17 protein-coding genes are annotated in these 19,594 nt (G+C 53.1%); 16 read left to right on the top strand and 1 reads right to left on the bottom strand.

The annotated features are described in order from the left end of the window. The first annotated feature begins 53 nt into the window (after positions 1–53). From DU000_RS07290 to rodA, 5 genes are all read left to right on the top strand, one after another. Positions 54–1,097 carry a rod shape-determining protein gene (locus DU000_RS07290; RefSeq protein ID WP_114402684.1) on the top strand — a complete coding sequence of 348 codons (1,044 nt, stop codon included), beginning with the start codon at positions 54–56 and terminating at the stop codon, positions 1,095–1,097. Positions 1,098–1,163: 66 nt separating this feature from the next. Beyond that, positions 1,164–2,087 carry a rod shape-determining protein MreC gene (gene mreC / locus DU000_RS07285; protein WP_114402683.1) on the top strand — a complete coding sequence of 308 codons (924 nt, stop codon included), beginning with the start codon at positions 1,164–1,166 and terminating at the stop codon, positions 2,085–2,087. Further along, positions 2,084–2,626, top strand: coding sequence for a rod shape-determining protein MreD (gene mreD / locus DU000_RS07280; protein WP_114402682.1), 543 nt, complete (start codon positions 2,084–2,086; stop codon positions 2,624–2,626). Before mreC ends, mreD begins: the two co-directional genes overlap by 4 nt. 21 nt (positions 2,627–2,647) lie before the next feature. After that, on the top strand, positions 2,648–4,558 hold the full coding sequence (gene mrdA, locus DU000_RS07275; RefSeq protein ID WP_114402681.1) for a penicillin-binding protein 2: 1,911 nt from the start codon (positions 2,648–2,650) through the stop codon (positions 4,556–4,558). A gap of 22 nt (positions 4,559–4,580) precedes the next feature. Next, complete coding sequence (gene rodA / locus DU000_RS07270; protein WP_114402680.1) at positions 4,581–5,696, top strand: rod shape-determining protein RodA; 1,116 nt, start codon at positions 4,581–4,583, stop codon at positions 5,694–5,696. A gap of 42 nt (positions 5,697–5,738) precedes the next feature. On the opposite strand, the gene DU000_RS07265 is transcribed toward rodA, so the two are convergent. Next, positions 5,739–6,782 carry an MBL fold metallo-hydrolase gene (locus DU000_RS07265; RefSeq protein WP_420812127.1) on the bottom strand — a complete coding sequence of 348 codons (1,044 nt, stop codon included), beginning with the start codon at positions 6,780–6,782 and terminating at the stop codon, positions 5,739–5,741. Positions 6,783–6,903: 121 nt separating this feature from the next. Between DU000_RS07265 and DU000_RS07260 the strand changes: the two genes are divergently transcribed. The 11 genes from DU000_RS07260 (at position 6,904) to DU000_RS07210 (ending at position 19,498) form a co-directional block, all read left to right on the top strand. Beyond that, positions 6,904–7,401, top strand: coding sequence for a MerR family transcriptional regulator (locus DU000_RS07260; RefSeq protein ID WP_114402678.1), 498 nt, complete (start codon positions 6,904–6,906; stop codon positions 7,399–7,401). Between the two features lie 176 nt (positions 7,402–7,577). Then, positions 7,578–8,768 (top strand): isovaleryl-CoA dehydrogenase, encoded by a 1,191-nt coding sequence (locus tag DU000_RS07255; protein ID WP_114402808.1) that lies wholly within the window; start codon positions 7,578–7,580, stop codon positions 8,766–8,768. Positions 8,769–8,784: 16 nt separating this feature from the next. Next, positions 8,785–10,548, top strand: coding sequence for a bifunctional isocitrate dehydrogenase kinase/phosphatase (aceK, locus tag DU000_RS07250; protein ID WP_114402677.1), 1,764 nt, complete (start codon positions 8,785–8,787; stop codon positions 10,546–10,548). Then, positions 10,542–11,744: an acetyl-CoA C-acyltransferase gene (locus tag DU000_RS07245; protein ID WP_114402676.1), complete on the top strand. Its 1,203-nt coding sequence runs from the start codon at positions 10,542–10,544 to the stop codon at positions 11,742–11,744. Before aceK ends, DU000_RS07245 begins: the two co-directional genes overlap by 7 nt. 26 nt (positions 11,745–11,770) lie before the next feature. Further along, positions 11,771–12,433, top strand: coding sequence for an SDR family oxidoreductase (locus tag DU000_RS07240; protein ID WP_114402675.1), 663 nt, complete (start codon positions 11,771–11,773; stop codon positions 12,431–12,433). Positions 12,434–12,478: 45 nt separating this feature from the next. Further along, a complete protein-coding gene (locus DU000_RS07235; RefSeq protein ID WP_114402674.1) occupies positions 12,479–14,092 on the top strand; it encodes a carboxyl transferase domain-containing protein in 1,614 nt (537 codons plus the stop codon). A 98-nt stretch (positions 14,093–14,190) separates the two neighbouring features. Further along, positions 14,191–15,141 (top strand): hypothetical protein, encoded by a 951-nt coding sequence (locus DU000_RS07230; protein ID WP_147266976.1) that lies wholly within the window; start codon positions 14,191–14,193, stop codon positions 15,139–15,141. Continuing rightward, entirely contained in the window at positions 15,141–15,947 is an 807-nt protein-coding gene (locus DU000_RS07225; protein WP_114402672.1) for an enoyl-CoA hydratase/isomerase family protein, read from the top strand. Before DU000_RS07230 ends, DU000_RS07225 begins: the two co-directional genes overlap by 1 nt. An 84-nt stretch (positions 15,948–16,031) precedes the next feature. After that, positions 16,032–18,212 (top strand): acetyl/propionyl/methylcrotonyl-CoA carboxylase subunit alpha, encoded by a 2,181-nt coding sequence (locus tag DU000_RS07220; protein WP_205074028.1) that lies wholly within the window; start codon positions 16,032–16,034, stop codon positions 18,210–18,212. Then, a complete protein-coding gene (locus DU000_RS07215) occupies positions 18,209–19,252 on the top strand; it encodes a hydroxymethylglutaryl-CoA lyase (RefSeq protein WP_240001823.1) in 1,044 nt (347 codons plus the stop codon). The genes DU000_RS07220 and DU000_RS07215 overlap by 4 nt, the downstream gene beginning before the upstream one ends. 39 nt (positions 19,253–19,291) lie before the next feature. Next, positions 19,292–19,498, top strand: coding sequence for a DUF1289 domain-containing protein (locus tag DU000_RS07210; RefSeq protein WP_114402671.1), 207 nt, complete (start codon positions 19,292–19,294; stop codon positions 19,496–19,498). Positions 19,499–19,594 lie beyond the last annotated feature (96 nt).

The following is a 19,594-nucleotide window of genomic DNA, read 5'->3' as shown; positions in this document are numbered from 1 at the left end:
TTATTTAAGCCAGACAAACGCAATAAACAGACAGAATAGACAGGACGACGAGCATGTTCGGATTTTTACGCGGTTATTTTTCTAATGATTTAGCTATTGACTTGGGGACAGCCAATACCCTGATTTATGTGCGTGGTAAAGGGATTGTGTTGGACGAGCCTTCCGTGGTGGCGATTCGCCAAGAGGGTGGCCCAAACGGTAAGAAAACGATTCAAGCAGTCGGGCATTCCGCCAAGCAAATGCTGGGTAAAGTGCCCGGCAATATCGAAGCCATTCGACCGATGAAAGACGGCGTGATTGCCGACTTTACTGTGACCGAGCAAATGCTCAAGCAGTTCATCAAGATGGTGCACACCTCCCGTCTGATCGCTCCTAGCCCCCGCATTATCATTTGCGTACCTTGCGGTTCGACCCAAGTAGAACGCCGTGCGATTCGTGAGTCTGCCCTCGGTGCGGGCGCCTCACAAGTCTATTTGATTGAGGAACCGATGGCCGCCGCAATTGGCGCGGGCTTACCCGTGGCAGAAGCGTCTGGCTCGATGGTGGTTGACATCGGTGGCGGCACCACCGAAGTCGGCGTGATCTCCCTGGGTGGCATGGTGTACAAAGGCAGCGTGCGTGTCGGCGGCGACAAATTTGATGAAGCCATCATCAACTACATTCGCCGCAACTATGGCATGTTGATTGGTGAGCCAACGGCGGAGGCAATCAAGAAAAATATCGGGTCAGCCTTCCCGGGTAGCGAAGTCCGCGAAATGGAAGTGAAAGGACGTAACCTTTCCGAAGGGATTCCACGTAGCTTCACGATTTCTAGCAACGAAATTCTCGAAGCATTGACCGAACCGTTGAATCAAATCGTCTCCGCAGTCAAATCAGCGCTCGAACAAACCCCGCCTGAACTCGGCGCTGACATTGCCGAACGCGGCATGATGCTAACGGGCGGCGGGGCGTTGTTGCGCGATCTGGACCGCTTGCTGATGGAAGAAACGGGATTGCCCGTCCATGTTGCAGAAGATCCGCTCACTTGCGTGGTTCGGGGCTGTGGTATGGCACTTGAGCGCATGGAGAAGCTAGGTTCAATCTTTACCAACGAGTAACTGATTTTCAGTTGGCGCTAGTTAACTGTAACGGGGCCGGCTAGGCCCGTTTGATGATGCCTCGCTATGATGAACCACACGCCACCCCCATTCTTCAAGCAAGGGCCATCAGCCCACATGCGGTTGTGCGTGTTTGCCTTGCTCGCGTTGGTGCTGTTGGTCTTGGATGCCCGCTCAGGCTGGCTCAAACAGGTGCGGCAAGGCGTCGCTGTGTTGCTATACCCTATTCAGCATGCTGTCCTATTGCCCCGTGATGGAGTGCGTGGTGTTGGGCAGTATTTTCGTGCGCTGGAAGTAGCCCAGCAAGAAAACCAGCAATTGCGTCAGCAATTATTGCAGCAGGCCCAGCAAGCCCAAACTAATCAGCAGTTAACCGAGGAAAATGGGCAGCTACGGCGCCTGCTGGGCGCACGCGAAGGGCTCAAGTCTCCAAGTGCGCTGGTGGAGATTTTGTATGAAATGCAAGACCCATTTACCCGCAAGCTGATGGTGGACAAAGGGTTAATTGATGGCATTCAGCCGGGTCAACCTGTTATCGATGATCAAGGCGTTGTTGGCCAAGTCACCCGCAGTTTTGTTAAAACAGCAGAAATCACCCTGTTACCTGATCGCGACCAAGCGATTCCTGTACAAATTGTGCGGAATGGTTTGCGCTCTGTGGCCTATGGCAGTGAAACCCCTGGGTTGCTGGACTTGCGTTTTCTGGCAAGCAATGCGGATGTTCAGCAAGGAGATTTGATTGTGACCTCCGGCATTGATGGGCTCTATCCTGCAGGCTTACCTGTGGCTAAGATTGTCCACATTGAGCGCAGTGCGGCCCAATCTTTCGCACGCATTAGCTGTGCCCCGATTGGCGGGGTATCAAAGCATCGTCACTTACTGGTGTTGCAAGTTAAAAATGACTTTCCCGCTCCCAGCGGGCGTTACCCCGAGGTGATTCGTCAGCAAAAGTCGCGCCATCGTCAATCTGAGCGGGGAGCTGAGGAATGAACCAGCACAGACAACAGCGTACAGCCTGGGCCGAGCCCGAGTACATCCTGTTACCCGCCAATAGCGCCTTCATCTGGTTTTCGCTGGTGATCGCGTTACTGTTGAATTTGTTGCCCTGGGGGCGTTGGCCCGGCGTTCCTGATTTTCTCGCAGTCGCGCTGGTGTTTTGGAATGTTCACCAACCCCGCAAGGTTGGCATGAGCGGGGCCTTTTTATTTGGACTGGTGATGGACGTACATCAAGGCGTCTTGCTCGGCCAGCATGCGCTGGCTTACACCTTACTCTCTTACGCCGCTATCAGCTTGCATCGGCGCATCGTGTGGTTTTCGCTGCCGACCCAATCGCTGCATGTACTGCCATTGTTCCTGCTGGCGCAGGCAGTGGTCTTGCTGATTCACGTTCTACATGGCGATGGCTTACCTGGCTGGTGGTTCTTTATGCAGGGCTTAGCAGAATGTATTCTCTGGCCCATTGCGACTTGGTTGTTGTTGGCACCCCAGCGGCGTGCCGTAGATAAAGACGATGTTCGTCCAATCTGATTCTCTTTCCGGGCAAGGGCAATGACTGATCTAGGGCAGCTTGCCGAACAACTCCAGCGCTTTCGGTTTCGCGCACTGGTGGCGCTGGGTTTCGTTTGTTTTTGTTTTTCATTACTCATCGCCCGCTTTGTTTATTTGCAAGTGGTTCGATATGAAGATTACAAAGCACAAGCGGAAGATAACCGTATTTCAATCGTACCCATTACGCCCAATCGTGGCTTAATTTTGGATCGTAACGGCGTCGTGTTGGCCCGTAATTATTCTGCCTATACCCTTGAGATTACGCCGTCCAAGCTAGCCGATGAGCTCGAATATGTGATTGATGAACTCGCCAAGATTATCGAAATCCAAGCGCGAGATCGCAAGCGTTTCAAAAAAATGCTTGAGGAATCCAAGAGCTTTGAAAGCTTACCGATTCGAACGCGATTAAGCGATGAGGAAGTCGCCCGCTTTGCTGCGCACCGCTATCGGTTTCCTGGCGTAGATATCAAAGCGCGTCTCTTTCGCGATTATCCCTTGGGAGAAATCGCGTCTCACGTGATTGGCTACATTGGGCGCATTTCACAAAAAGACAAACAGCGCATAGAAGAGTGGGAAGATGCAGAGAACTATGCGGGAACCGAATATATCGGTAAAGAGGGGCTGGAGAAACGTTACGAGAAGGAGTTGCATGGCCTGACCGGATACGAAGAAGTGGAGGTCAGCGCGGGGGGGCGGGCCATTCGAACGCTCTCACGCTCGCCGGCGCAGCCAGGAAACAACCTGATTTTGTCGATTGATGTGCGCTTACAAGAGCTTGCCGAGCAGGCGTTTGGCGACCGCAAAGGGGCCTTGGTAGCGATTGAACCAAAAACGGGGGATATTCTGGCGTTTGTATCGAAGCCAACCTTTGATCCCAATCTGTTTGTTGATGGCATTGATGTAGAAAACTGGAAAGCCCTGAATGAGTCACCAGATCGACCTTTGCTAAATCGACCGTTGTCAGGAACCTACCCAATTGGGTCCACCTACAAACCTTTTATGGCCCTGGCTGCACTTGAGCTGGGTAAGCGCACCGCCAGTCAGGCGATTGCCGACCCTGGCTTTTTTCAGTTTGGGAATCACCGTTTCCGCGATGATAAAGAGGGTGGGCATGGCTACGTTGATATGTATAAATCAATCGTGGTTTCTTGCGACACTTACTATTACTTGCTAGCCCGCGATATGGGGATACAGGCGATTCATGATTTTATGCAGCCCTTCGGTTTTGGGCAGATTACGGGGATTGACCTGGATGGCGAAAAGCGCGGTATCTTGCCATCGCCGGAATGGAAACGGAAAGCCTATAAACGCAAAGAACAACAGCGCTGGTACGATGGCGAGACCATCAGTGTTGGCATTGGGCAGGGTTACAACGCGTTTACGATTTTGCAGTTGGCGCACGCGACGTCCACACTGGCCAACAGTGGCATCGTGATGAAACCGCATTTAGTCAAGATGATTGAGAATATCCGTACGGGTGAAAAGCAATTAACGGTGCCCAAAGAAAGTTACCGGATTCCGCTCAAAGAAGAAAATCTAGAGGTTATTCGTAAGGCGCTGATTGGCGTGACGCGCGAAGGAACTTCGGCCCGTGCCTTTGCCGGGACAGAATACGTGTCAGCCGGGAAGACGGGAACCGCGCAGGTGATTGCGATCAAGCAGGGTGAAAAATATGATGCCAAGAAAATTGCTTCACACTTCCATGATCATGCGTTGTATATGGCTTTCGCGCCGGCCGATGAGCCTAAAATTGCCCTGGCTGTCATCGTCGAAAACGGCGGGTTTGGGGCGCAGGCTGCGGCACCGATCGCTCGTCAAGTCTTTGATTATTGGTTGCTGGGCAAGAAACCACCGGCGGTGGCTAATGGCAAGGCAGCTGCCGCGCCGGTCGTGGAGGTGAGTGGTGACTAAACTACCAATCTGGCAACGGGTCATGCCCTATATCAATGTATTTGATTTGCCTTTGCTAACCTGCCTTGCTCTTATTGCGGGCGCGGGATTAATCATTCAATATTCTGCTTCCTATGATTTTCCTGGGCGCTATGCCGACGTTTTAAGAAACTTATTGATCGCCGTTGCGGTTATGTGGGTCGTGGCGAATGTCACCCCCATTATGTTGATGCGTTCTGCCGTACCGATTTACTTAATCGGCTTGCTGCTGCTGATTGCTGTTGCGCTGTTTGGCGACATTTCCAAGGGCGCACGGCGCTGGTTGCATATTGGGGTCACCCGCATCCAACCTTCCGAGATCATGAAAATTGCGATGCCCTTGATGTTGGCTTGGTATTTTCATAAGCGCGAATCCATGACGCATTGGTGGGATTTCATCATTGCTGCTGTCATTTTGTTGGTTCCTACCGCGTTAATTGCCAAACAGCCCGATTTAGGCACCGCATTGTTGGTTGCTGCGGCTGGCCTTGCCGTGATTTATTTTGCCGGGTTAAGTTGGCGCTTAATCGTCGTGGTAGTACTCGGCATGGCGATTGGGATTACCGCCCTGATCGTTAGTAAAGAAAAAATCTGTCAGCCTGATGTGGCCTGGTATGTTTTGCACGATTATCAGAAACACCGGGTCTGTACGCTCTTGGACCCAACGACGGATCCTCGTGGCAAAGGGTTTCATACGATTCAATCGACCATTGCGGTAGGCTCGGGCGGCATGGCCGGAAAAGGGCTGATGAAAGGTACGCAAACCCACTTGGAGTTCATTCCTGAGCGCACGACTGACTTTATCTTTGCGGTCTATGCCGAAGAGCTTGGCTTGGTGGGCTGCTTGCTATTACTTCTCTTTTACACCATGTTCGTGGCGCGGGCATTGATGATTGCCGCCAGTGCGCCGACACTCTTTACCCGCTTACTAGCGGGCGCCATCGCATTGATTTTCTTTGCCTATGCCTTTGTCAACATGGGGATGGTGAGCGGCATTTTGCCAGTTGTTGGGGTGCCACTACCCCTTATCAGTTATGGTGGAACCGCGTTTGTGACGCTGGGCTTGGGGGCTGGCATTTTGATGAGCATCCATCGGCATCGGAAATTGATTCAGAGTTAGCCCTGTTTCAACGTGGCAGAGGGCTTGTTGCCGTTGGGACCGTTATTGACAGACAAAGCGTATCTGACCGTGCTGATCTTGCTCGCGCCTTAAGGCGCCGAGTTGCCACAAACAGTGCAGGTGAGCGAGCGCCTCGCCAATCGCAAAAGTGAGTTGATGTGCATCCAGTGGGCGCTTAAACATACTTGCCGTAATGCTGTATGCCGATTGCGGCGTGGCGCACTCGGCCAGTACTTCGCGTAATCGTAAGGCATGATGGATCTTGAGTTGTTCAATCCGTGTATGCATTCCTTGAAACGGTAATCCATGTGCGGGTAACACCAGTGTTGTCGCGGGTAGCTCGGAGTAATGGGCGATGGAATCGAGAAATTGAGGGATTGGATTGGCTTCTGGTTCCAGTGCAAAGACACTGAGATTGGTAGAAATTCGAGGAAGCAACATATCTCCTGCAATTAACAGCGCCAAGTCCTCGCAATAGAGGCTGACATGCTCTGGCGAGTGACCGCGTCCAATCAGCACACGCCAATGATGTCCGCCGATTACCAGGCGCTGCCCAGCCTCAATCCGAATATAGCTAGTTGGTAGGGTCGGGACATAGCGCTGAAAGTGTTCGCCACGCGCCTGCAGCTCAGCTTGCCTGGCGGGTGCTTGCATACCATGACGGGCAAAATGTTGGCAAAGGCTTGCTGTATCGGTGCCCGGTACGCCCAGCGACAGCAGCCTGCCCAGTCCATACTCACTGGCACTCATCCATAGGGGACAATTAAATCGCTCACACAACCAAGCCGCGAGACCGATATGATCAGGGTGGAGGTGAGTACAAATAACCCGAATGATTGGGAGTCCCTCTAAGCGTTGCGCAATCAATCCTTCCCAGCATTGTTGAGTCGTTGCATCATGAATGCCGGTATCAATCAGGGTGTAACCCTCTCGCCCGTCGTAGTGATCACGAATCAGCCATAAATTAATGTGGTTTAAAGCAAACGGTAACGGCATTCTGAGCCAATAGAATCCTGGCGCAATGGCGCTCCACTCGCCCGAGCTGGGCGGGGCGATATCAGGATAATGTAAAGCCCGATCACTCATCTCGGGGATAGTCTCAGGAATTGCCAAGAGTGGATTCATCGCAGTCGAGTACTGTTGCATTAACAAGGGCTTCAAACATAATATACGTTGACTGACTTCTTGTTGATAGAAAGTGTCGATAATGACCGCATTCAACCCCAGCGCACGCCGTAAAAAGCCGACTTCGGCGAGCATACCTCCAACACGTAAAACTAAACAAGGCGCACACACAGTCGGCGCTGAGACACACGAGCAATCCAGTATTTTCAGCATCTCCCAACTAGCCGCTGAATTTGACCTGACCCCGCGTGCCCTGCGTTTTTATGAAGACCACGGCATTGTTGCGCCGCAGCGAGAGGGCACGCGACGGCTCTACAGCGTCCGCGATCGGGCGCGTTTGAAATTAACGCTGCGTGGCAAGCGGTTGGGGTTGTCGTTGGGGCAAATTCGCGAACTCATTGACATGTATGAGTCGCCTAAAGATACCTTGCCGCAATTAAAACGTTTGCAGGTTGTGCTGCAACAGCAGGCGCAAGCGTTGAGTGCACAGCTCAGTGATCTACAAGCAACCTTAAGTGAGATACAAACGATGCAAGCGGAATGCGAACGTCTTCTGTCGCAACGACAAAAGCGTCGATAAGTTACCATTGATGTTGACTTTACGTTTACGCAAACGTAAACTTAAAGAGCTGTTAAGCAATCCCCTTTTCTGTGACTTATTTCGCCATGCTGTAGAGCCCGTGTAATCTGGGATATTGTTAAATCGCGCTGCATCAGGCGATCCTTAGATCGCCAATAGAGGAGAAAATTATGTCTATGCCGTTACCCGGGCTCGATTTCGAATGGGATGAGACACTCGTGATGTTGCGCGACAGTGTGCGCCAATTCGCCCAGGAAGAAATTGCTCCCCGAGCTGCGCAGATAGATCATACCGATCAATTTCCAATGGACTTATGGCCCAAATTAGGGGCGTTGGGGTTACTGGGAATTACCGTAGAGGAAGAATGGGGGGGTACGGGTTTAGGGTATTTGGCCCATATGATCGCCCTAGAAGAAATTTCTCGTGCTTCTGCCGCGGTTGGCTTGTCATACGGCGCACATTCGAATTTATGTGTGAACCAATTGCGCCGCAACGGTAGTGCGAGTCAGAAAACCCGCTATCTACCAAAACTGATCAGTGGGGAACATATTGGCGCGTTGGCGATGAGTGAGCCAAATGCCGGATCGGATGTCGTTTCGATGCGGTTACGGGCGGATAAAAAAGCCGATCATTACCTACTCAATGGCAGCAAAATGTGGATCACCAACGGCCCGGATGCTGATGTGTTGATTGTTTATGCCAAAACCGACCCTAGTGCAGGGGCCCAGGGTATTACTGCCTTCATCATTGAGAAAAGCTTCCCAGGCTTTAGTGTCGCGCAAAAGCTCGATAAATTAGGGATGCGAGGTTCGCACACCGGTGAATTGGTGTTCCAAGATTGCCGAGTACCGTTAGAAAATGTCTTGGGTGAAGTCGGGGGTGGCGTGCGGGTACTGATGTCTGGCCTCGATTTCGAGCGGGCCGTTCTCTCTGCAGGCCCGCTGGGCATTATGGCGGCCTGTATGGATGTGGTGCTACCGTATGTACACAGCCGCGAGCAGTTTGGGCAAGCGATAGGCGAATTTCAATTGATCCAGGGAAAATTGGCCGATATGTATACAACCCAAATGGCCTGTAGTGCGTATGTCTATCAGGTTGGCAAGGCTTGCGATAAGGCGGCCAGTAGCGGTCAGCCAGCGGTATTACGGCGTTTGCGAAAGGACTGTGCTGGCGCAATTCTCTATGCTGCTGAAAAGGCCACTTGGATGGCCGGTGAAGCCATCCAGATTTTGGGCGGTAATGGGTATATTAACGAATACCCGACAGGGCGTTTGTGGCGTGATGCCAAGCTATATGAAATTGGGGCTGGCACGAGCGAGATTCGTCGCATGCTGATTGGCCGCGAGCTGTTTGCGGAAACCCGCTAAGCGAAATCCACCCCTGATGACCAGCCGGCATTCCTTTACCCACCAAATCGCCCGCGCCATACTCGCGGGCTTTGATCGTCACTACGGCCTATTCCGTTACGCAGCGCAGCTCGCCAAGGCGCGCTTTGAGGCTGGCGACTGGGTTGGGCTACGGCGACTATCGAGTGAACGGATTGCTTACTATGATCTGCGGGTACAAGAAGCGGTGGCAAACATCCTTGCGGACTTTAATGCCGAACAGTTGGATGACGCAGATTGGCAAGATGTCAAGCAGCACTATGTCGGGTTATTGCAAGCCCATAAGCAGCCAGAGTGTGCGGAAACGTTTTTTAATTCGGTGACCTGCCGGATTTTGCACCGTAATTATTTTAATAATGACTACATCTTTGTCCGGCCTGCCGTATCGACTGAACACTTGGACGCTGAGCCACCGGCTTATAGGAGTTACTACCCGCTGACGCAGGGATGGCGTCGCACCCTACGGCAGTTACTGATTGATTGCGGGCTGGCTTGCCCCTTTGTCGATGTCGAGCGCGATATTCAACGCCTGATTAAGGCGGCCAGGTACTATTTACCTCGACCGTTTCATCTGGATCAAGATTGCCAGTTACAAGTCTTATCCAGCCTCTTTTTTCGGAACAAAGGCGCATACCTGATTGGCCGTTTTGTGAATGGTCATCAAGTGTGGCCGTTTGCAGTGCCGCTCTTGTGCGATCAGCGCGGCCAAATATATATCGATACGCTCCTGATGGAGTCCGAACAGTTAGCGCGTTTATTCAGTTTCGCACGGGCCTATTTTTTAGTGGATATGCAAGTGCCGAGTGCTTATGTTGAATTTTTACAGCAACTGCTGCCAACCAAGCCCAAGGCAGAGCTCTATTCGATGCTGGGTTTACAAAAGCATGGTAAGAGCCTCTTTTACCGCGATTTGCTCTATCACCTCCGCCACTCCACAGATCAGTTTATGACCGCTCCCGGCATCCGTGGTCTGGTGATGGCGGTATTCACCCTCCCTTCTTACCCCTATGTATTTAAATTGATCAAAGAGGGGGTACAACGACGTAAAGACGTCAGCACGGCACACATCAAAGGGAAATATCAACTCGTTAAGCAACACGACCGCGTTGGTCGGATGGCTGATACTTGGGAATACTCGCATGTGGCCCTGCCGCGTGAGCGTTTTGCGCCAGCGCTGATCGAGGAGCTTTTACGCGATGTGCCGGGTACCGTCACGGTGGAGGGTGATGCGGTTCATTTAGCCCATGTCTATATCGAACGGCGCATGGTACCGCTCAATCTTTACCTGCAGCATGCAAACGAGCAAGAACGTGAGCGTGCCGTATTGGAATACGGCTTAGCGATCAAAGAACTGGCCGCCGCTAATATTTTTCCGGGCGATATGTTGTGGAAAAACTTTGGCGTCACACCATTAGAACGGGTCGTCTTTTATGACTATGACGAGATCCAGTACATGACTGAGTGCCAATTTCGTCGCATCCCCCCAGCGCCAAACCCAGAGGCTGAAATGGCCAGCGAGCCCTGGTACGCGGTTGGGCCAAACGATATTTTCCCGGAAGAGTTTGCAGCCTTCCTGCTCGGTGACCCGAAGATTCGTCGTCTCTTTATGCGCCATCATGCTGATTTATTAGATGCCGATTACTGGACTGCCCGCCAGCGCGCGATTTTGCAAGGACACATGCCGAACATTTTTCCCTATCCGCGCGAGTTGCGCTTCAAACATCAATTTGCGCAGCCCGTTAATCAGGAGCCACTATGCTAAATGAGGTCTGGATTGCCGCTGCCAAGCGCACCCCGATTGGGGCTTTTCAGGGCGAGTTGGCAAGGTATCGTGCGCCAGAGCTCGCCGCGCAGGCAATAGCGGGCATGATCTCGGCCGCGCCACCCTTGACTCACTCAGTGCAGCAGGTAACGCTGGGTTGCGTGTTGCCGGCGGGCCTTGGTCAAGCCCCTGCCCGCCAAGCCGCTTTGGCGGCGGGGTTGGGGCAGCATGTGGCTTGCACCACGATCAATAAAATGTGTGGTTCTGGGATGCAGGCGGTGATTCTGGCGCATGACCAAATTCGTGCAGGGAGCCTAAACAGTGCGCTGGCTGGTGGCATGGAAAGCATGAGTCAGGCCCCTTACCTGACCCCTAAGGCCAGACAGGGGTTACGTTTAGGGCATAGTCAGTTGATTGATCATCTATTCTTTGATGGCTTGGAAGATGCCTATGCGCGTGACGAGCAAGGGAATCGCTACCTGATGGGCTGGTTCGCAGAGCAGTGCGCGGATGAATTTGGCTTTACCCGTGCACAGCAAGATCACTTCGCCATACGCTCCACCACACGGGCGCAAACCGCCACTCAGTCAGGTTGGTTTGCGCCAGAAATTATTCCATTGATACCACCAGGCGCTGGCCCTGAAACGATTGCAACGGATGAAGGACCACGGCGTGCAAAGCTCGATAAAGTATCGCAGTTACGCCCAGCCTTTCGTGCCAATGGCACGATTACCGCCGCCAATGCCTCATCTATCTCTGATGGTGCAGCCGCGCTCTGGTTATTGTCGGCGGCGCAAGCGCGTGCATTAGGGCAGGTTGGCTTAGCACGGATAGTTGCTCATGCGACTTACGCACAAGCGCCAGAAAAATTCACTACGGCACCGATTGGGGCTATCCAGGCGGTACTAGCCCGCGCGGGTTGGGCTGCGCATGAAGTTGATTTATATGAGATTAATGAGGCGTTCGCGGTAGTGACGATGGCGGCGCAAACACATTTCGGCCTGGCCGATGAGCAAGTCAATGTGTGGGGTGGGGCCTGTGCTTTAGGGCACCCGATTGGGGCAAGCGGCGCCCGTATTTTAGTCACCTTAATTCATGCGCTTCAACAACGTGGTTTGAAGCGCGGCATTGCCAGCCTCTGTATCGGCGGCGGTGAGGCAACCGCCATTGCGCTTGAATTACTCCCCGCTGCTTAACCCTGACCAGAAAGAGAGATAACCGCATGCGAGCACTGATCATCGGCGCTACCCGGGGAATCGGTTTGGGTTTAACGCAACGCTATTTAGCCGATGGTTGGCATGTCACTGCGACCGCTCGGCGTGAGGCCGACTTACCGCAGTTACAAAGCCTTGGGGCAAAGCCACTGAAATTAGACGTCACACTCCCCAGCAGCATTATGAGTATGGAATGGGTGCTTGCGGGTGAGCAATATGATCTCGTGATTTATGTGGCCGGTATCCTCAGTCGTGGTCCAGCAACAGCAGTGCCGACGCAGGCAGAGTTCGATCTGGTCATGCATACGAATGTGCTGGGCATGATGCAGTTACTGCCCTGCCTGGCGCCGAAATTAGCGAATCAGCATGGTAAATGGATAGCGATTTCCAGCGGCATGGGCTCAATTGCCGAGGCCCAGAGTAGTGCGAATTGGCTGTATCGCGTCAGTAAAGCGGCGCTCAATATGGCCATTCGCAGTGCCGCGTTTGATTATCCTGCAGTCACGTTTGCGGCGCTCTGCCCTGGTTGGGTGAAAACCGACATGGGTGGGCCTCAGGCAACGCTTGAGGTGGCTGACAGTGTGCAAGGGTTGCGTCAAGTCATTGCAGGATTAAGCCTCGCAGATAGTGGTTGCTACAAAAACCACTTGGGCCATTCACTGTCATGGTAAGACGCTTTTGATCGCTTGTTGCCCCCTATTTCTTACGAGGATTGTATGCAGTTAACGACCCAAATAAATCCACGCAGTGCAGCTTACCAAGAAAACTACAGCGCGCTAATGGCGCAGGTTTCGGACTGGCGGCGTATTGTTCAGGAAATCAGCCAAGGCGGCGGTCAGGTGGCGCGAGAAAAGCACCTGGCACGCGGCAAGCTCTTGGTGCGCGACAGAATCATGCAATTGCTGGACCCTGGCGCACCTTTCCTCGAAATTGGCAGCATGGCTGCGTATAACGTCTATGGCAATGATGCCCCGTGTGCCGGTACGGTTGGGGGGGTCGGACGTATTGCAGGTATCGACTGTATGATCGTCGCCAATGACGCCACTGTGAAGGGGGGCAGCTACTATCCCCTAACGGTTAAAAAACATTTACGGGCGCAGGAAATTGCTGCTCAAAATCGTTTGCCATGTTTGTATCTGGTGGATTCAGGGGGGGCGAATTTACCAATGCAAGACGAGGTATTTCCGGATAAAGAACATTTTGGCCGGATTTTTTTCAACATGGCCAATATGAGTGCCCAAGGCATTCCACAGATTGCCGTGGTGATGGGCTCTTGCACTGCAGGTGGTGCCTATGTCCCCGCCATGAGTGATGTGTCAATTATTGTCAAAGAACAAGGAACCATATTTTTAGGCGGCCCCCCGCTGGTGCATGCGGCAACCGGCGAGGTCGTTACCGCAGAGGCATTGGGAGGGGGCGATGTACACACCCGCCTCTCTGGGGTGGTTGACTACTTGGCTGAAGATGATACCCATGCCTTGGCGCTAGCACGCCAAGCGGTAGCGAGTCTCCATTACCGTTCGGCACAGGCGATTCCCCAGCAGTCGCTGCGCGCCCCACGCTCACCACTGTACCCCGCTGAGGAGCTGTACGGCATTATTCCGGCGGATACCAAGCAGCCATTTGATATTCGCGAAGTCATCGCACGGATTGTCGATGCCAGTGAGTTTGATGAATTCAAGGCGCGCTATGGCACCACCCTTGTCTGTGGCTTTGCCCATATTGAGGGGATGCCAGTAGGCATTATTGGCAATAACGGTATTTTATTTTCCGAATCAGCACTCAAAGGCGCTCATTTTATTGAGCTATGTTGCCAACGAAAAATCCCCCTCATATTTCTGCAAAATATTACTGGCTTTATGGTCGGCAAGAAATACGAAAATGAAGGTATTGCCAAGCACGGTGCCAAGATGGTGCATGCGGTTGCCTGTGCGCAAGTGCCAAAAATTACCGTGATTATCGGCGGCTCATTTGGCGCGGGTAATTATGGGATGTGTGGGCGCGCCTACAACCCGCGTTTTGTCTGGATGTGGCCGAATGCCAGAATCAGTGTAATGGGCGGTGAACAAGCTGCCAGTGTCTTGGCAACGGTACGTCAGGAGATCTTGCAGAAACAGGGTAAAGCCATGAGCCCACAAGAGGAAGCCGACTTCAAAGCCCCCATTCGCCAGCAGTTTGCCGAGCAATCGCACAGCTATTATGCCAGTGCAAGACTGTGGGATGATGGCATTATTGACCCTGCTGATACCCGCCAAGTCTTGGCGATGAGCTTAGCCGCTTGTGCTCACGCACCGATAGCAGAGACAAGTTTCGGCGTTTTTAGAATGTAAATATTGAGTAATCAAAAATAGAGAGGGAGTTGAAAATGCGAGCGATTACCGGACCAGTAAAAAAAATATTTAAGCATTGCTTGGGTATAGGAATCTTATTGTTCATACAGTATGTAGGTGCGACAGATTTACATCGCAGTACGGTAGGTCAATCCGTTTCTGATAACGTAATTCGCGCAGGCAGAAAACCCGTCGAAGTAGATTCCGGCTGGGTGATCGCCGGCCAGGAGCGCGTGGTTAAAACTGCTCGATTTTATACAGCAGAGAGTATTTTAGGGCTCGCCGCCAAACCGACCGAGACAAATGGGATTGCCGCGATTTTATTAATTGAAGGGAGTCATTCAACGGTATGGGATGTCAATGAATCAATTAGTAGCTGTACACCTGCAAGTAAACAAGCTGTTTACTATCAGCGGCTAGCTAACGCTGTTTGGCATTATCGCTTTCCCGAATGTCTCTATATCAGCACTTTCCGGGCCAATGACTTTGAGAATAGTGCCAGTGGTAAATCACTTATGTCTTGGGTTAAATCCAAAAACATAGATTTACCCAATGAGTTTATCCTGATTGGATACTCTAATCACCAGCAAGGTGATTTTGGGCGAATAGAGTTCTTTGTTCCGCTCTCTTCCTTCGGGTTATCAACAAATTTTACGCAAGACGACTTGCAGAAACAGGGTGTGATTGAATGGGCACAGCAATTAATTGCACCGGGTAAAAACTTCTCAGCGCAAAAACGCGTTGTGCAACCCTTACCTTTGGTGCCAACGGCTAAACCAGTCAATCAATTAGCGAATATCAGCGCCGTTCCGTTTATCCGTGACTCTGGGCGGCAAGGGTATCAAGAGTTTTTATCTAAACCGACGCCGCGTGCTTTTGCGCTTGGTCAGAACGGTGCCTGGGGATGGGCGACCGGCGAGAATGCGCAAGCCCGAGCCATGGCCAGTTGCGCGCGTAATGCCAGTGATTGCGTGTTGTACGCGGTTGATAACAATATTGTCTGGACTCCACCAAAAACGAGCACACCCCAAGAAGGGGGAGGTAAATAATGGGACAGTCTAACTTCGCCACGTTATTGGTTGAACACATTCAAGAAATCGGCGTGATCTGGTTGAATCGGCCAGAACAGAAGAATGCCTTTAATGACCAGATGATTGCAGACTTACATCAAGCAATACTGGGGATGCAGGCCGATCAGCGGGTTCGTGCCGTGGTCTTGGCGGCCAAAGGCGATGCCTTTTGTGCGGGGGCCGATCTGGCTTGGATGCGCCGCATGGCCGATGCCGACGAAGAAACCAATCGCCAAGATGCGCAGGCTCTGGCGGATATGCTGCATGCAATTTATATCTGCCCCAAGCCTGTGATTGCCCGTGTGCATGGGCATACCTTTGGGGGCGGCGTTGGCTTGGTTGCGGCTTGCGATATCGCGGTGGCACAGGATGGTTTGCTGTTTGCGCTGAGTGAAGCAAAACTAGGGCTGATTCCGGCCACCATTAGCCCTTATGTGATCAATGCGATAGGCCCCCGGATGGCGCACCGTTATTTTCTGACCGCAGAAAGATTCAGCGCCAGTGAAGCGCATCGTATCCAATTGGTCCATGCGGTCACCAGTGCCGAAGAGCTAGATGATGCGATTGATAGTTTGCTCAATCATATTTTGTTGAATGGCCCCCATGCCGTTGCCCAAGCGAAGCAATTAATTCAAATGCAACGTGGCCGTGAGCTGGATGACACCCTGCGTGCAGAGACCGCACAGCATATTGCGCAAATTCGCCGAGGGCCAGAAGCGCAAGAAGGAATCCGGGCGTTTTTGGAAAAACGTAAACCGAGCTGGGTACCGAAAATTACCGGGTAAAGAAGCCAGCGCACCCTAATTCACGCTGCGCAGTTGGAATGACGCGCTGATACTTGCTTGTATGACTGACAAACTGGGTTCTTGATGATGCCAACTTTTCACACTGTATTAATTGCTAACCGCGGCGAGATTGCTTGCCGCATTGCTAAGACAGCAAAGCGGCTTGGCTTGCGCACGGTGGCAGTGTTCTCAGACGCAGATCGTCAAGCGCGGCATGTGCGTCTGTGTGATGACGCTTATCCCCTAGGTGGTGAGAGCCCTGCTGACAGCTACTTGCGGCCTGAAAAAATTCTTGCCGCTGCACGCGCTTATGGCGCGCAGGCGATTCACCCTGGCTATGGGTTTTTGTCTGAGAATCCTGACTTTGCCGAAGCCTGTCAGGCTGCCGGACTGATCTTGATCGGTCCATCGCCGGCGGCGATGCGTGCAATGGGCGACAAATCTGCGGCGAAAACGACAATGGCACAGGCTGGGGTTCCCTTAGTGCCGGGCTATCACGGTGCAGTGCAAGACCCTGATTTACTGGCGCGGGAAGCGGCGCAAATCGGCTACCCCGTTTTGATCAAAGCCAGTGCAGGCGGCGGTGGCAAAGGGATGCGCATTGTTGACAACGCGGCTGACTTTGCCGCTGCGCTTGCCAGTTGTCAGCGCGAGGCAAAAAATGCGTTTGGCAATGACAAAGTACTGATCGAAAAATACATTGTTAAGCCACGCCACATTGAAATCCAGGTTTTCGCTGACCAGCAAGGCAATGCCGTGTATTTGTTCGAGCGCGACTGCTCACTTCAGCGGCGGCACCAAAAGGTGTTGGAAGAAGCCCCCGCGCCCCATCTGTCTGAGCCAATTCGGCAAGCCATGGGCCAAGCAGCGGTGGCGGCGGCCAAAGCGGTCAATTACGTTGGGGCAGGAACCGTCGAGTTTATCTACGCCCCAAGCGGTGAATTTTATTTCATGGAAATGAACACCCGTTTACAAGTCGAGCACCCAGTGACAGAAATGATCACGGGTTTAGACTTGGTCGAGTGGCAATTCCGGGTCGCTGCGGGTGAACCGCTGCCGCGTCAGCAGGCACAGTTGGCGATTCGCGGCCACGCGATTGAGGCTCGCTTGTATGCCGAGCAGCCTGAACACGACTTTTTGCCCTCAATCGGGCATTTAACTTACTGTCAATTACCCAGCACGGCTGTCTGCGGGTTGGCGGTTGGGGAGTTTACGCATCACTATGCGTTGCGGGTGGATAGTGGGGTGCAGGCCGGGAATGACATTACCCCACTCTATGATCCCATGATTGCCAAGCTGATCGCCTGGGGTGAAACACGTGAGATGGCGCTGGCCAATCTCGCCGTGCTGCTCAAGCACACGCACGTTGTGGGGGTGCAGACAAATGCTCGCTTTTTACGTCGTGTGATCGCTCACCCAGCGTTTATCCAGGCCGAGCTTGATACCGGTTTTATTGCCCGCCATGCCGCCGATCTTTTGAGCCTACCCGTTGCGACTACTGTGCATGGGCTATTGGCCACCATCGCCCAGCTCACTCATGAAGCGTCAGCCGAAAGCGCCGTCAATGCTTTGCAGACAGCGTCGCGCAGCCCGTATGCCGCTAAAACCGCATGGCGGATACAAGGTCCCGCATGGCGTTCGCTGCAGTTTGCCAGCGTTCAAAAAGGGAACAATGACGGGCCAGTAATCCAGGTCGATTACTTAGCCCCCGCCCCCGCTTGGCAGCACCCTGCCATTGCTGGGTTGCCTCAGATGGCGGTCGCGGGGGTTAGCCATGCCGTGCATTATCAAACTCAGCCGCTCTATGGGGCAACGCACACGGACCCTGCTGGTTGGGAAATTCAATTGCAGTGGGGTGAGATAGCCGTGACAGCACAACTCTTTGTGACGGCGACTGGCTGGAAAATCAACCTCGCCGGCAATCCTGAACAAGATGGCGTCACGTTGCGCTATCTCGATCCCCGCGCCGTTCAGGCAGGCGCAGAGGCGGGGCATGCTGGCGAGCAAAATTTACGCGCCCCAATGCCAGGCAAGGTCGTGGCATTGTTGGCGGCGATTGGTCAACCGGTCGCAGCGGGAGCGCCATTACTCGTCCTGGAAGCGATGAAAATGGAACATACCCTACGGGCCGCCACCGCAGGTCAAGTGGATGAATGGCTCTGCGCGGTGGGAGAGCAAGTGGCAGATGGGGCGCAGCTCCTGCGCTTTAGCGCTGCTGCCACGAGTCCAGTCAACGAACATACCCCTTTGGCGGAGGAAGCATGATGCATTCAAATGTTGCAACGAATAATTCCGTTTCTCCTCCAACTGGGGATCAATCGCCACGTCTTCCGGTGAGCGATGCAGTGCGGGTCATTGAAGTAGGCCCGCGCGATGGCCTGCAAAATGAAAAGACCCCTATTGATACGACCATTAAGTTGCAGTTGATTGAACGCCTGTTGCAAGTGGGATTGCGCGAAATTGAAGCGACGGCGTTTGTGTCCCCAAAATGGGTGCCACAAATGTCAGACCATCACGCATTGATGACGCGCCTGGTGGCACTGCAGGCCAGCCAGTCTGCCGCTGCACAGGCCCGCTTTAGCGCCCTAACCCCTAACCTCCAGGGGGCACAAGTAGCCATTGACGCTGGGGCGCAGGAATTGGTGATATTCACTGCGGCATCCGAGGCTTTTGCGCAAAAGAATATTAATTGTTCGATTGAAGAAAGCATTCGCCGTTTTGAACCGATTGTGGCTCGTCTGGCTGAGCATAACCAAGCGCAGCCCCCCCACAAGGCCGTGCGATTACGCGCCAGCATTTCTTGCGCCTTTGGGTGCCCCTATGCGGGGGCGATCGCCCCCAGCCAAGTTGTGCGCGTGGTTGAGCAGCTTATCCCGCTCGGGATCACCGAATTTGATATTGCCGACACGATTGGGGTCGCCACGCCAAATGCCGTCAAAGCAGTGTTTGCAGCGGCGCAGCAGCTGGTGCCAGCAACACAGTTAGCCGGGCATTTTCATGACACCTATGGTCAAGCCCTGGTGAACATCTATGCCGCTTTGGAATCTGATATCCGTATTTTCCATTCCTCTATCGCCGGTCTGGGTGGCTGCCCCTATGCCCGTGGGGCGACTGGCAATGTCGCCACTGAGGAAGTGGTTTATCTCCTGCATGGGCTGGGTATGCCGATTGTTGACCAGACTGGCAATCGGATTCTGGAGGGCGGGATAGCCCTAAGTGAATTAGCCGCGACGGGAGCGTGGATTTCTGGCATCATTGGCAGGCCCAATCAGAGCCGAGCAGGACGCGCCCTGATGGCACACTAAACAGGAATTCGTCTTACCGTTATCAATCAGGCTAAGCAAATGATCGCTTCTCCTTGTCGTCAAATCTGTGATATTCATCCCGATACCGGGTGGTGTGTGGGCTGCTTACGCAGTTTGGCTGAAATTGCCGCGTGGGGCAGTGCCAGTGAGTCACAGCGGCAGCAAATCTGGTTACAGCTCACTGACCGTGCGCAACACCCCTGTCATCAGTCTGCCGTTTCTGCGCCCTTGAAATCGTCGTTGTAAGCGCGCTGATAACGAGGGGTAATGCGCTAACGCGCTTAACGTGCTTATCGCCCCCGCCGCATGGCCGAGGCTTAGGATTGAACCAGAGAAAAACCA

Source organism: Parvibium lacunae, assembly GCF_003335215.1.
In the GTDB taxonomy this organism is placed as follows: Bacteria; Pseudomonadota; Gammaproteobacteria; order Burkholderiales; family Burkholderiaceae_D; genus Parvibium; species Parvibium lacunae.
Note: the sequence above shows the minus strand (reverse complement) of the source record. Positions and strands in the feature narration are given on the sequence as shown.